Origin of the sequence: Bacillus sp. NPDC077411 (assembly GCF_044543425.1) — a bacterium.
Taxonomy (GTDB): Bacteria; Bacillota; Bacilli; order Bacillales; family Bacillaceae_G; genus Bacillus_A; species Bacillus_A bruguierae.
This window is the reverse complement of sequence record NZ_JBITWA010000004.1, coordinates 122,393-135,741: the sequence shown is the minus strand read 5'-3', so window position 1 is coordinate 135,741 and position 13,349 is coordinate 122,393. Positions and strand designations below refer to the sequence as shown.

Below are 13,349 nucleotides of genomic sequence, written 5' to 3'. Positions count from 1 at the left end.
CCTTTCTGTGTTAAACCAATAAAACTACTTAATAAGCCCCTTTTCTTAATACCACATTTACTACTGTTAAAAATAGAATCTTTATATCAAAAAATAGAGAAGCATTATATACATAATGTAATTCTAAGTCTACCCGTTCTGGATATCCTACATTACTCCTACCACTTACTTGCCAATAACCCGTTAACCCAGGACTTACAGATAAGAAATCTGATGTCTTAGATCCGTATTCTTTAAGTTCTTCTTGCACTACTGGTCTTGGGCCAACTAAACTCATTTCCCCCTTAAGCACATTAATGAATTGTGGTAATTCATCGAGACTTGTTTTTCTTAAGAAGCGACCGAGATTGGTAATACGTGGATCTTCTTCTGGCTCAAGCTTATAATTGTTGTCTATATATTTTTTATATAATACTTCATTCTGTTTTAATTTTTGTTCAGCATTTACAACCATCGAACGAAATTTATAAATATGGAATACCTTCCCGTTTTTTCCTATGCGAACTTGTTTAAAGAATACTGGTCCTTTATTATCTCCTCGCATGTATAAGATTGGAATAAGAATAAATACAGGGGAAAAAATAAGCAAACCTATAACTCCACCGACAATATCTATTATTCTTTTTAAGAATAAATACACAATACTAGGTTTGTTTACTCCAGTAGCACTTTGTTGTACAGACTCACTTAGCGCACCTTGATTTTCCAAGTTTATCTACCTCCCTTATACATGCACATTCTCTTTCTGCACCAATTCATTTATATACTTCATCAATTCTTCTTTTAGTTCATCATGCTGAAGTGCCATTTCAATTGTCGTTTTAATAAAACCAAATTTCTCTCCAACATCATAGCGTGTTCCTTCAAAGTCGTAAGCAAACACTCTTTGAATTTCATTTAAACGTTCAATGGCATCTGTTAATTGAATTTCTCCGCCCGCACCTGTTTGCTGATCTTCTAAGAACATAAAGATTTCTGGTGTTAAAATATAACGGCCCATAATTGCTAAGTTAGATGGCGCTGTTCCTTGTGCTGGCTTTTCTACAAATTGACGTACTTGGTAGCGGCGACCCTTTGGCATAATTGGATCGATAATACCGTAGCGATGTGTTTCGTTTTCTGGTACTGTTTGAACACCAATGACAGAAGCGCTTGTTGCGTCATACTCATTTATTAACTGACGTAAGCATGGTGTTTCCGCTTGCACAATGTCGTCGCCAAGTAATACTGCAAATGGTTCGTTTCCGATAAATTTACGGGCACACCATACTGCGTGTCCTAATCCTTTCGGTTCTTTTTGACGTATGTAATGAATATTAATCTTTGAAGATTCCTGTACTTTTCCTAAAATTTCATATTTACCTTTTGCTAATAAGTTTTCTTCCAGTTCAAAGGAATGATCGAAATGATCTTCAATTGCACGTTTTCCTTTTCCTGTTACGATAATGATGTCTTCAATGCCAGATTCAATTGCTTCTTCAACGATATATTGAATTGTCGGTTTATCGACAATTGGTAACATTTCTTTCGGCATTGCCTTCGTTGCTGGTAAGAATCTTGTACCCATTCCGGCTGCTGGAATAATTGCTTTTTTTACTTGTTTCAAAATAAGTCCCCCTAACCACACTCTTTTTCATATCCATTTATAATAATATTAAAACGATAAAAACCCTAGCTACAGTGTCCTTATACACAACTCCATAGCTAGAGTTTTTATAAATCATATTGGGCATCTAACCCATCCTCACGCCATGCTCCCGACGACAAGCGTCTAAGGTAGGTTGAAATAAAATTTCTACCCACAGCACAACCGAGTGCCTCCGTTGATAATGGTTAGGAGACATCACCATTGTTTACTTTAAAAAATACCAAATAATTTTTTACGACGAATTTGTTGTGGATCTTCCTTATAGATACTTTTACCACTTATTAACAAATAAGGATTTTCTTTGAAATCAATAAGCGTATTTGTGCCAAATTCATTTTCAATTACATCATATCCGGCTTGTAAATGAAATGCTCTTGTCGTTGTGTTATGCGCATCCGATGCTATCATATGTGTTAAGTTATGTTCAACGAGTTGCAGTGAGAATTTTTTAATTTTTTTACCGAAGTTTCCAAGTAAACTCCCTGCTGTTACTTGTGTTAACGCTCCCTTATTTACGAGGTTATATAACTTATCTGGCTGCTCGATTAACTCGGCATTACGTTCGGGGTGAACAATAATCGGAATCATACCCTTTACTCGTAATTCGTATAACATTTGTTCAGCATAACGTGGTACGTGATTGGATGGAAATTCAATTAATATATATTTATTGGTTTCATTTAATGTGAGAATTTTACCAGCTTCATAATCTGCTAATAAATCCCCGTATAAACGAACTTCTTGACCTGGTAACACAGTTAGAGGAATATCATGTTCTTGGAGCGCTTCATTTAATTGTTTTACTTGATTAAAAATCTCTGCGCGCTCATTAATATATTTGCCGTTTTGATGATGCGGAGTTGCAACAATCGTATGAATGCCTTCTGCCGCTGCTTTTTGTGCCATCGCTAGACTATCCGTTAACGTCCCGGCCCCGTCATCGATACTAGGCAAAATATGACAATGTAAATCGATCATTGTCCTCACCCTTTCTTCTTATATTTTTCAAGATGAAAGAGAAGTGCGCCGCGCGCACGTCTCTTTAGTTTGCACCGTAGTAATAATATAAGCTCTGTTCACGTTCACGATCGTTCAGAACAACACCTAGCAATTTACCTTTTGCAGATTCTAATAATGTTTTTGCTTTTAATGCTGCTTCTTTTTCTGTTTGTTCACTACGTACAACAAGTACAGATGCATCACATTGGCTCGCCATAATTTGTGCGTCCGTTACCGGTAAGATTGGCGGCAAGTCGAAGATTACTAGATCATATAAGCTGAAAGTTTGACTAAGCAGTTCTTTCATCGCATTTGATCCAAGTAGTTCTGCAGGATTTGGCGGAATCGGACCAGATGGAAGAAAATCTAATTTATCTACTGCTGTTTTTTGAATGCATTTTTCTAATTGTTCACCAGCTGTTAATACATTTGTTAAACCAAAAATGTTTTCAATTTGAAACATTTGGTGCGTTGCTGGTTTTCGTAAGTCTGCGTCGACAAGTAATACGCGCTTTCCTTGCTGGGCAAATACAACGGCAATATTTGATGTTGTCGTCGTTTTCCCTTCACTTGGATTCGCAGACGTCACCATTAAAGAATGAATTTTCATATCTACTGAGGCAAATTCAATATTTGTACGAATGTTGCGATATTGCTCAGAGATTGGTGATTTTGGCTGATGGTATGCAATTAATTGACGACGTTGACGATGATGTTTCTTTTTCTGAAATAAATTTTTAAGAACCAATTGTTTGTCCCCTCACTTTCTTCGCTGACGCTGCACGTGATTTCTTCCCTACTTCTTCCTCATCCATACGTGCAACGATACCGAGGACTGGTAATCCTAGTAATTTCTCTACGTCTTCTTCTTTCTTTACAGTGTTGTCTAAATATTCTAGTAAGAATGCTAGTCCAACAGATGCCATTAATCCTACGACAAGCGCAATTGCAACATTTATCATCGGACGCGGCTTGATTGGAGATTGATTTTCTGCCACTTCTGCTTTTGATAAAACAGTTACGTTATCTACCCTCATAATTTTAGCAACTTCAACTTTAAATATTTCCGCTGTTGCGTTTGCGATATCACGTGCTACTTTTGGATCTTTATCTTGTGTTGTTACCGTTACTACTTGCGAATCTTTCTCATTAGCAACTTCAATCTTTTCATTTAATTCTTGCGTTGTTATATGTAAACCTAGCTTCTCTTTCACTTGATCTAAAATAACAGGGCTTTTAATAATAACCTTATATGTATTGGTCAATTGAACATTCGTCTGAACTTCATTAAATTGAATCGCTGCTCCTTCTTGTTTCTTTTGGTTAACAAGAATTTGCGTTGAAGATTGATAGATTGGTGTCATAAAGAAAAAGCTCACAATCGCACTAATGATTGCTGCTCCAAATGTAATAGAAAGGATCATCGCGAAGCGCTTTCGTAAAACTTGAAATAACTCTTTTAAACTAACCGTTTCTTCCATAAGCTCCTCCAGCTCTCATAAATTTACATAACAAAGAGTATAACATAAAAAAAACATAAGATTTTTATAAAAACATAAGATTTTTATAAAAACCTTTACGTCATTGTCTACTCATGGTACTTGTATCCATTTTGCAATTTTAAACAAACCTAATTTAATATTACAAAATCCGATTAAATCTGACAATATCCTCTCGTGAATTTGTCAATAAACGTCTAATAAAATATCGTATATTTTATATATCTATAATATTTATATATACAAAAAACCTAGGAGTCAATGGATTTCACCTAGGTTTCTTACTTTTTGATTGGCTCTGTTAAATTACAATGTTGATTTTTAAGAGATACAAAGGGAAGTCCAGTTCTGAATGGCTTTCCTTTGTCATCACATTGTCAATTTTATTTGCGAGTTATAACGTTGTATTCTGTCTTTAAAAGTCCATAAACATCAACATCTTCATATGTATCTAATAAAAGTCTATTCTGCCTCAAAGTTCCTTCTTTGCGTAAGCCAGACTTCTCTAACACCCTTATTGATGATTTATTTCTGGAGATAGCAGATGCCCAAATTCTGTTTAAACCCAGTTCGATAAAACCAAAATTAATCATTCTGGTTACAGCTTCGGTTGCAAAACCTTTTCCCCAATAGTCCTGACCAATCCAATAGCCAAGTTCCCCTCTATTGTTAACCTTATCAATTCTTAGAGTAATCGTACCTACAATTTCTCCTGATTCTTTAGAAATGATTCCTAAAGGGTATTCGACTCCTTGCCTTATAAGTTCTGGTTGAATATCAATCCAATCTTGTGCGAACTTCAATTCATATGGGTACGGAAGCCCAAGAATATCTGCTAATTCCTTGTCATTAGCCAATTCTTTGATCCTACATGCATCATTCTTGGTAAAGGGTTCTATACATAGACGCTCAGATTTTAATTTTATAGCCATATTTGCTCCCCCTTGTACTAAAATCGATTAGTTTCCCTTGTTTTCAATTTTATATCAAAACCACAGAAAGGCTTCAAAAATCAATAATATCCTTTAACAGAGCCTTTTAATTACTAATATCCATATGTATGTTCGGATTGAGGTTTCGCATTAAGCACAACGCCGAGCAATGTTGTGTTTGCATGGTGTAATACATTTTTTGCTCTTAGCGCTTGCTCTTTTTCAGTTTTTTCGCTGCGTAGTACAAGTATTGTACCTTCACATTGATTTGCAATAATTTGAGCATCTGTAACGGCAAGAACAGGTGGTGTATCGAACAGAATGAGGTCATAATATTCCTTTGCTTCTTGTAATAATTCACCCATCATCGTTGATCCTAATAATTCTGCTGGATTTGGCGGGATAGGTCCGCATGCTAACAAATGTACATTTTCTATATCTGTTGTTGCAATGCACTCCTGTAACGTTCGTTGTTTCGATAATACACTCGTTAATCCAAAAACAGTATCAACTCGAAATAGTTGATGAAGAACTGGTTTTCGTAAGTCCGCGTCTATAAGTAATATTTTTTCTCCTTGCTGTGCAAAAGCGATAGCAAGGTTGGCAGCCGTCGTTGTTTTTCCTTCTCCTTGATTTGCCGATGTAACGACAAGAGAACGAATCTTTTGATCAATAGAAGCAAATTGTATATTTGTTCGGATATTACGATATTGTTCAGCAAGAACAGATTGCGGCTTTTCATATGCAATAAGTTTCCGCTTCGATTGCAGACGTTTACGAAAAAACATATACGACATCCTCCTCATATAAAGTGAAACCTTCATCAGCACATACTAGAAGTTCTTTCTATTCTTAAGGTGACAATAGCGAAATATGCATTTCCCTAGCATAAGAAATCGCAAGCTACTCAACAATTTCTTCCTAAGAAAACATCGCATACCAAATCATACAATATTTTACTTATATTAACAACGATATTTTTGAATATAGTTTAAATTTAAAAAATTTAAATAAAGTGAAACTTCCGGCAGTGGGGGTTTTCTTCATCCCCCCACTTATCTTCTTTGCTTCCCTCTCAATCTTGAGGTAGGGATCTTACTGCCCACGAATAGCGGGATAAATAAAAAACCGTCATCGTTATGACGGTTTTACTCTTTCTTATCTCCAAGCGCAAATGTAATTTCCGCTTCACATGCTACTTCACCATTTACAGTTGCAACTGCTTTTCCTTTGCCAATCGGACCGCGTACACGTGTCATTTCTACTTCTAAGCGAAGCTGATCACCTGGGCGTACTTGTCTTTTAAAGCGGCAGTTATCAATGCCAGCAAAGAAGGCAAGACGGCCGCGATTTTCTTCTTTCTTTAAAACAGCAATTGCGCCAACTTGTGCTAATGCTTCTACAATGAGTACACCAGGCATTACTGCGTAGTCAGGGAAATGACCGTTAAAGTATTCTTCATTTGCAGATACGTTTTTAATACCGACCGCACGTTTTCCTTCTTCTACTTCAAGAACTTGATCAACAAGTAGAAATGGATAGCGATGCGGGATAATTTCTTTAATTTGCTCTATGTTTAACATCACATCTCGCCCCTTTTTTAGTTACTAGTCTTAGTACTAGGTTATATATATTATCCCATTTTGTTTATTATTTGTCATTACAAAAAAACGAAGCAGACTTTTCTGCTTCGTATCATTTCAAAAAAATGCATACACTCTTTCTTCTCACAAGCTTTGGTATAACAAGCATAATTACAGTTCACACGGAGATAGAAAAAGCATATGCCCAAGTTAGGAGAAGTCAATATACCAAAGGCATATTTACCTCATTTGTCGTATTTGAATTCATTATATTATAATTATTTACAATCTAAAAACGACGGAATTCTACATTTTTTTCAATTTAGGTCGACTTTTCTCTTTTTTTCTTTATCTTTCTTTATTTTTCATAAAAGTTCTATATTTTTAAAAACAGATAAATAAATATATAAATTTTAAAAAAACGTTAGGATGTATACCTAACGTTTTTCATTCTTTCGATTGGTTCCACTGATTAAATTACGTTCTTATCGCAAAGCGTGGCGTGGTAATTTGTCGATATTCTCAAGCATGATACCTGTTCCAACCGCTACACAGTGCATTGGATTTTCCGCAATTAATACAGGTACTTTTAACTCTTCTGCAAGAAGCATGTCAATACCGTGTAATAATGCACCGCCGCCTGTTAAAATAACGCCGCGGTCAATAATATCAGCAGATAATTCAGGTGGTGTACGTTCTAATACACCTTTTGCAGCTTGTACAATAACAGCTGCGTTTTCTTTCAATGCTTCTGTGATTTCTTCAGAGCATACTGTAATTGTGCGAGGCAAGCCTGTTACCATGTCACGACCGCGAATTTCAAGTTCTTCACTACGTGCACCTGGGAACACTGTACCTACTTTAATCTTAATATCTTCTGATGTACGTTCCCCAATTAATAGCTTATACTTACGTTTAATATAGCTTAAGATTTCCATATCAAACTTATCGCCCGCCATTTTAATGGAAGAGGAGGTAACGATATCGCCCATAGAAAGTACTGCAATATCCGTTGTACCTCCGCCAATATCTACAACCATGTTTCCACTTGGTTGGAAGATTTCCATACCAGCACCAACAGCAGCTACTTTTGGTTCTTCTTCTAAGTATACTTTCTTACCACCAGATCTCTCAGCAGCTTCACGAATTGCTTTTTGTTCTACAGATGTAATGTTTGTTGGACAGCAAATTAAAATGCGCGGTTTTGATAAAAAGCCTTTTACGTCAAGTTTGTTGATGAAATGTTTTAACATCGCTTCTGTAATTTCGAAGTCAGCGATTACACCATCTTTAAGCGGACGAATCGCTACAATGTTTCCAGGTGTACGCCCTACCATACGTCTTGCTTCTTCACCTACCGCTAATACTTTTCCTGTATTGCGGTCAATTGCCACAACAGAAGGTTCATTTAATACAATTCCTTTACCCTTTACATGAATTAATACATTGGCCGTGCCAAGGTCAATTCCGATATCTCTTGCAAACATCCCTATGTTTTCCTCCTCAATATCTAAATCAGGTTAACCCCGTATTCTTTTGCACCTAATTCCTAATTTTATCATATTCTTTTCTGAAACGTAATATTGAAGAATTGAATTATATTAAAAAAGTTCTCTTTTCTTAGGAATGTTTGCTAAGTGTCAGATTATTGACGCACGATTTTTTCTGTATCCTCTTTTTGATACTTTTGCTTCGTTGCTTCGCCGCCTCGAAGGTGACGAATTGACTTATGGTAATCAAGAATTTCCTTCACTTCATTTGCGAGCTCTGGATTAATTTCTGGTAATCGTTCTGTTAAATCTTTATGCACAGTACTTTTTGATACACCAAACTCCTTCGCAATAACACGAACTGTTTTTCTTGTCTCCACGATATACTTACCAATCTTGATTGTTCTCTCTTTGATGTAATCGTGCACACCACTCGCCTCCCTAAATTGGATGTGAGAAGGGTGAAATGAGACTCGCTGCATGTGACTAGGCTGTAAGTTCGAGTGCTGTTTGTAAGCGCTACACTTTCTGGGATTTATAATGAAATGATCCACGATTTCTCACCTCAAACACTCTCTTTGCTTTGGTTTATACCATTGTATTGCCCGCACTGTATTTATATGCTACAAGTTCTCCATTTTTGCGGACTACAGTGACAAAAATTACATTTTTTTTTGAGAAATCGGTGAAAAATGAAAGTTTTCCTTTTTGTACACAGGCAACAAAAAAATGACGCCTTCTAAAAAGCGTCATTCCTCTTGATCAAATTCTTCTTCCAAAAGGCTTTGATGGGGGACTTCTCTCTTACTTGCAATTAAATAATATAAGGAAAATAAAACAAATAATAAAATAAGTGCAATTGACACAACAAATAATAACGACAACACAATCCCCTCCTTTTAGTAATATATATTCGAGAATTCTGTCCAATTTCCTTGCCGTTACAAGGTTTTTTAGAGATACATTTTATTTTTATATAAAAATAAAACCATCAACTCTCGCATAAAGAGTTGATGGTTTTGTATATTACTCTGCTTGCTCAGGAGAAGATGTATTTTCGTTCTCTGTTGAGCTATTTGTTGATTTTTCTTCTTTTTTCTTATCATCAACTGAGCTGTTTGTTGATTTTTCTTCTTTTTTCTTATCTTCAGCTGAACCGCTTGTTGATTTTTCTTCTTTTTGCTTATCTTCAGCTGAACCGCTTGTTGATTTCTCTTCTTTTTGCTTATCTTCGGCTGAGCCGCTTGTTGATTTTTCTTCTTTTTGCTTATCTTCAGCTGAGCCGCTTGTTGATTTTTCTTCTTTTTGCTTATCTTCGGCTGAGCCGTTTGTTGATTTCTCTTCTTTTTGCTTATCTTCAGCTGAGCCGCTTGTTGATTTCTCTTCTTTTTTCTTTTCTTGTTTTTCAACTTTAATATCCGCAACAGATTTGTCAAAGTAACGCTCTGGGTTTACAGCAACATTATCTTTACGAACTTCGAAATGAACATGATAACCTGCATCTTTATTCACTTCACTTAATCCTGCTTTTCCTAACACTTCACCTTGATTAATTTTCGCGCCTTTTTCCACTTTTACATTTCCTAAGCTTTGGTAAAACGTTGTAATACCATTGCCGTTGTCAACTGCTACAACATAGCCAAGAAGTGGATCTTTTTCCGCTTTTGTAACTGTTCCGCTTAATGCTGCCGTTACATCAAATTCTTTACCATTTTTCGCTGCGATATCGATTCCTGTATTCGCAGAGTATGTGTTGTTATAAAAAACAAGTGCTTGTTCTTGCTCCTCAGCTGCTGCCTTATCTTCGTAAAACTTCTTCTTTACAACAACTTCTATACCATTTGCAGTTGGCATCTTCACGACTTCTGAAGATTTGATTACTGGCATTGTTGGATTTTCACCTTGACTTTGCTGCGTTGCTTCATTTTTCTCAGGCATCTTTTTCGTATTCGTTGCCTGATACCATAATGCAACTGTTAAAATGACTGCTGCACACACAATGTATAGTGTCGGGAATACCCAACGCTTTTGAAATAAATGTACTACTTTTCGAGAAGACTTCTTGTTTTCCCTCTCTCTCATTCTATCATCACCTCAGCAATCATTTTGAACAAGATTCACGCATCCTATACAACCTACAACTAATTACTTTTCGACAAAGTTTGTAAAATTATGCATAAAAAACGAAAAATTTCCGAGGAAATGATGAAAAAAGAAAAAACTGAGCATTTTCGGCTCAGTTTTTTAGTCTAGTTGTTTCTTTTTGTAGACGAGGAGAAGCAGAATAAACGTAATCAAAATCCAAACGGAGATATTTATTACATTTTCACTCAATGCAGAAAAGCCTTTTCCCTCTAATACACCTGTAATTGCATTAAAAATATGATTTGTCGGGATATGATAGAGAATTTTTTTTGCGATTTCATTCTTCACAAAGAGATGCAATAAAGGCCCTGCAAAAAAAATCATCATAATCGGTGTGCCAAGTACAGAAACTTGCACTAGGTTTTTAGCTAAAAGACCAATCATTGTCCCTATTATAATAAATAGCAGTACTCCCAATAAAATAACGATCATTAATAAAAAGACATTTCCCTTTAACGTATCTAACAAAAATAAACTTATTATACTTAAAAAGAACGATAAAACCATAATTGGCAAAGACTTCCCTAAAATGACTTCTATAGGAGAAGCTGGTGATAGCATCATAACGCGAAGAGTATGTTTTTCTTTTTCTTCTGCAATCAGAGTCGCTTGTGTAATTGTTGTCACCATACTCAATACCATAATAACTACAATTCCCGCTAGAAGCTCTTTCTCGCCCCTCATTTGTTGATAAAATAACGCTAAACCAAGTGGTAAAATCGCCATTAATAATACTTGTGCATTCGTTTTTAAATCTTGCATCTCTTTCCGTAAAATCGCCGAAAACCTCTTCATAGAAAATGTCATCATAATCCCCTCCCAGTTACTTCAATGAAAATATCCCCGAGCGTCGGCTCATAAGAATGAATCGATAGTAATTCACCTTTTTTCATCCATTCTGAAATACGTTTTGCTCCTAATTCATCTTTTTGCACTGTTTCTTTTTTCTTATCTTTTAACACAACTTCAATTTTATCTTTCGCGTATTGTAAACGGAGGTTTTCTGGCGTATCAAGCGCGACAATTTCCCCGCCGCATAAGAATGCGATGCGCTCGCAAAGTGTTTCTGCCTCATCCATATTGTGTGTTGTTAAGAAGATTGTTGTCCCTTCTTTATTTAAATCTCTTAAGATGTTATGAATGTTTTGAACATTTGCTGGATCAAGTGCAGAAGTTGGTTCATCTAAGAAGAGAATATCCGGCTTATGAAGAATCGCCCTTGCTAGCATTACACGCTGCTTCATTCCTTTTGACAGCTTTTTCACTTGTGTTTTTTTATCGTCTAATAAGTTCACTTGTGCTAACACTTCATCAATTCGTTCTTTTGGACAGTCGTATAAGTCACAAAATAATAGTAAGTTATCATAAATGCTAAGTCTTTCATATAGACCGCTGTTATCTGTTAAAATACCAATTCGTTTATAATCAATACTTTCTGGTCCTACAATATCATGTCCTAGCACTTTTACCGTTCCTACACTATGAAGTAACTGAGCCGTTAAGATTTTTACAGTTGTTGTTTTTCCAGATCCACTCGGACCAAGAAACCCGAAGATTTCTCCTTGTTTCACTTCAATATTTACATTGCGAAGCGCTGTTTTGCTGTCGAATGTTTTCATCACGTCTTTCATTTCAATTGCCAACGTCATTACGTCATCCCCTTTGCTTTTCATTTATAGATGAAACTCGCTTCAGCGAATTTCGTTTGTTCGTTTCGTTTTTCTTGAGTCAATCATATGAAAAACAAAGGGGCCTTGCAGTAAAATACCGGTAAAAGGAGTATTTTTACCGGTGAATGGAGCATAGTTTTAGCTCATTGAAACAACATAAAAGGCGAGTGAAATAATTATTGGGGTTAACGCAGCATACGTTTACAATCCAATTACATCTTTCAATTCATCCATTCTTCCTTTTGACAGCGGAATCGATGTTTTTCGTTCATCATCAAGAATTAAACTGTAGCTGTTTCGCGTCCATGTAATCACTTCTCGCACACGTTGTAAGTTCACGAGGTAAGAGCGGTGACACCTGAAGAATCCGAATCCTTTTAGACGCTCTTCTAATTCACTTAACGTAAGCGCGCAAATATAATTTCCATCACGCACATGAATATGTGTAATTCCATTTTGTGTTTCAATAAATTGAATTTCCATTGGATCCAATAAAATAATTTTATCGTTTACTTTTGCTGGGATACGTTCTAATTTCATTTGCGGAATCATTTCGATTACCTTTTCGTCTTCCACTTCCCCCTGTTCCTCTTGCTCGATTTCCACTTTTTTCACACCATCTTGATGTAACACATACACGTCCTCCGTTAAAGATAAAGCATCCGAAAGAAAGGCAGAAGTAATAAAAATCGCTTTTCCTGTCTCTTTTAATTTTGTAATGACATTTCGAATAATGATTGTACTTTCAATATCTACGTTTTGTTCTGGTTCTTCCAAAATAACAAGGTCTGGATTATGTATCATACTCCTTCCAATATGAAGGCGACGTTTCTCAGAAAAGGTTAATTCCTTTATCTTCACCTCTTTTTTATCTAGAAGACCCACAAGCTGGACAACTTCATCTACCGATAATCCATTACCATATAATCCTCTCAAAAAAATAAAGTAATCTTTTACCGTTAAGCGTTCGTACGCCTCATCATCTAAAAAACAAAAGCCGATTCGAGAAAAAGAATGTTTCCCAAGCGGCTGTCCATCAAATAACACAGTCCCCGTCGATGCTTCTTCTTCTCCCATAATAATGCGGTGCAACGTTTTACCAATATGATTATTGCATTGCAGCACAACACACTGTCCATTCTCGATTTCTAACTGAATAGATGGCAAAACATTCGTCTTTGCCAATTGGTTCAGTTCTAATAACGCCATCCTCTCACCCCTATGTTGGTTTTTTGTTCCATTATATCAGACGTTATATGGAAATCTGTGATAAAATTCCCAATATTATAAGATTACAATTCATACATAATGCGAGGGGAACAGATTTGCAAAACCACATCATCTATTCCTTTCATGGAAATAGGCTACCTCACATCGAGGTAG

Annotated in this window: 15 protein-coding genes; all 15 read right to left on the bottom strand. The window is 36.0% G+C overall.

The window, feature by feature from the left end:
* Nucleotides 1-28: 28 nt before the first annotated feature.
* Complete coding sequence (locus tag ACIGHG_RS07845; protein WP_396548063.1) at nucleotides 29-643, bottom strand: sugar transferase; 615 nt, start codon at nucleotides 641-643, stop codon at nucleotides 29-31.
* A gap of 81 nt (nucleotides 644-724) precedes the next feature.
* On the bottom strand, nucleotides 725-1,606 hold the full coding sequence (gene galU, locus ACIGHG_RS07840; protein ID WP_336471918.1) for a UTP--glucose-1-phosphate uridylyltransferase GalU: 882 nt from the start codon (nucleotides 1,604-1,606) through the stop codon (nucleotides 725-727).
* Between the two features lie 252 nt (nucleotides 1,607-1,858).
* The gene (locus tag ACIGHG_RS07835) at nucleotides 1,859-2,626 is read right to left on the bottom strand and encodes a tyrosine-protein phosphatase (RefSeq protein ID WP_396547915.1); all 768 of its coding nucleotides are present in this window, start codon (nucleotides 2,624-2,626) and stop codon (nucleotides 1,859-1,861) included.
* Between the two features lie 64 nt (nucleotides 2,627-2,690).
* Nucleotides 2,691-3,395, bottom strand: a complete 705-nt coding sequence (locus ACIGHG_RS07830; RefSeq protein ID WP_336471916.1) for a CpsD/CapB family tyrosine-protein kinase — start codon at nucleotides 3,393-3,395, stop codon at nucleotides 2,691-2,693.
* A complete protein-coding gene (locus tag ACIGHG_RS07825; RefSeq protein WP_336471915.1) occupies nucleotides 3,385-4,128 on the bottom strand; it encodes a YveK family protein in 744 nt (247 codons plus the stop codon). The genes ACIGHG_RS07830 and ACIGHG_RS07825 overlap by 11 nt, the downstream gene beginning before the upstream one ends.
* A gap of 401 nt (nucleotides 4,129-4,529) precedes the next feature.
* Nucleotides 4,530-5,078 carry a GNAT family N-acetyltransferase gene (locus ACIGHG_RS07820; protein ID WP_336471914.1) on the bottom strand — a complete coding sequence of 183 codons (549 nt, stop codon included), beginning with the start codon at nucleotides 5,076-5,078 and terminating at the stop codon, nucleotides 4,530-4,532.
* A gap of 113 nt (nucleotides 5,079-5,191) precedes the next feature.
* Complete coding sequence (locus tag ACIGHG_RS07815; protein ID WP_396547912.1) at nucleotides 5,192-5,866, bottom strand: CpsD/CapB family tyrosine-protein kinase; 675 nt, start codon at nucleotides 5,864-5,866, stop codon at nucleotides 5,192-5,194.
* A 360-nt stretch (nucleotides 5,867-6,226) separates the two neighbouring features.
* Complete coding sequence (fabZ, locus tag ACIGHG_RS07810) at nucleotides 6,227-6,661, bottom strand: 3-hydroxyacyl-ACP dehydratase FabZ (RefSeq protein WP_035430592.1); 435 nt, start codon at nucleotides 6,659-6,661, stop codon at nucleotides 6,227-6,229.
* Between the two features lie 485 nt (nucleotides 6,662-7,146).
* Entirely contained in the window at nucleotides 7,147-8,148 is a 1,002-nt protein-coding gene (mreB, locus tag ACIGHG_RS07805) for a rod shape-determining protein (RefSeq protein WP_090917842.1), read from the bottom strand.
* Between the two features lie 158 nt (nucleotides 8,149-8,306).
* Nucleotides 8,307-8,579 (bottom strand): sporulation transcriptional regulator SpoIIID, encoded by a 273-nt coding sequence (gene spoIIID, locus ACIGHG_RS07800; protein ID WP_020061467.1) that lies wholly within the window; start codon nucleotides 8,577-8,579, stop codon nucleotides 8,307-8,309.
* 321 nt (nucleotides 8,580-8,900) lie between these two features.
* Nucleotides 8,901-9,035, bottom strand: coding sequence for an ABC transporter ATP-binding protein (locus ACIGHG_RS07795; protein WP_090917838.1), 135 nt, complete (start codon nucleotides 9,033-9,035; stop codon nucleotides 8,901-8,903).
* Nucleotides 9,036-9,177: 142 nt separating this feature from the next.
* Nucleotides 9,178-10,233 (bottom strand): stage II sporulation protein SpoIIQ, encoded by a 1,056-nt coding sequence (spoIIQ, locus tag ACIGHG_RS07790; RefSeq protein ID WP_336471912.1) that lies wholly within the window; start codon nucleotides 10,231-10,233, stop codon nucleotides 9,178-9,180.
* A 162-nt stretch (nucleotides 10,234-10,395) separates the two neighbouring features.
* Complete coding sequence (locus ACIGHG_RS07785; protein WP_396548061.1) at nucleotides 10,396-11,103, bottom strand: ABC transporter permease; 708 nt, start codon at nucleotides 11,101-11,103, stop codon at nucleotides 10,396-10,398.
* Entirely contained in the window at nucleotides 11,103-11,945 is an 843-nt protein-coding gene (locus tag ACIGHG_RS07780; RefSeq protein WP_396547909.1) for an ABC transporter ATP-binding protein, read from the bottom strand. The genes ACIGHG_RS07785 and ACIGHG_RS07780 overlap by 1 nt, the downstream gene beginning before the upstream one ends.
* 222 nt (nucleotides 11,946-12,167) lie before the next feature.
* Entirely contained in the window at nucleotides 12,168-13,175 is a 1,008-nt protein-coding gene (locus ACIGHG_RS07775; protein ID WP_336471910.1) for a LytTR family transcriptional regulator DNA-binding domain-containing protein, read from the bottom strand.
* Nucleotides 13,176-13,349 lie beyond the last annotated feature (174 nt).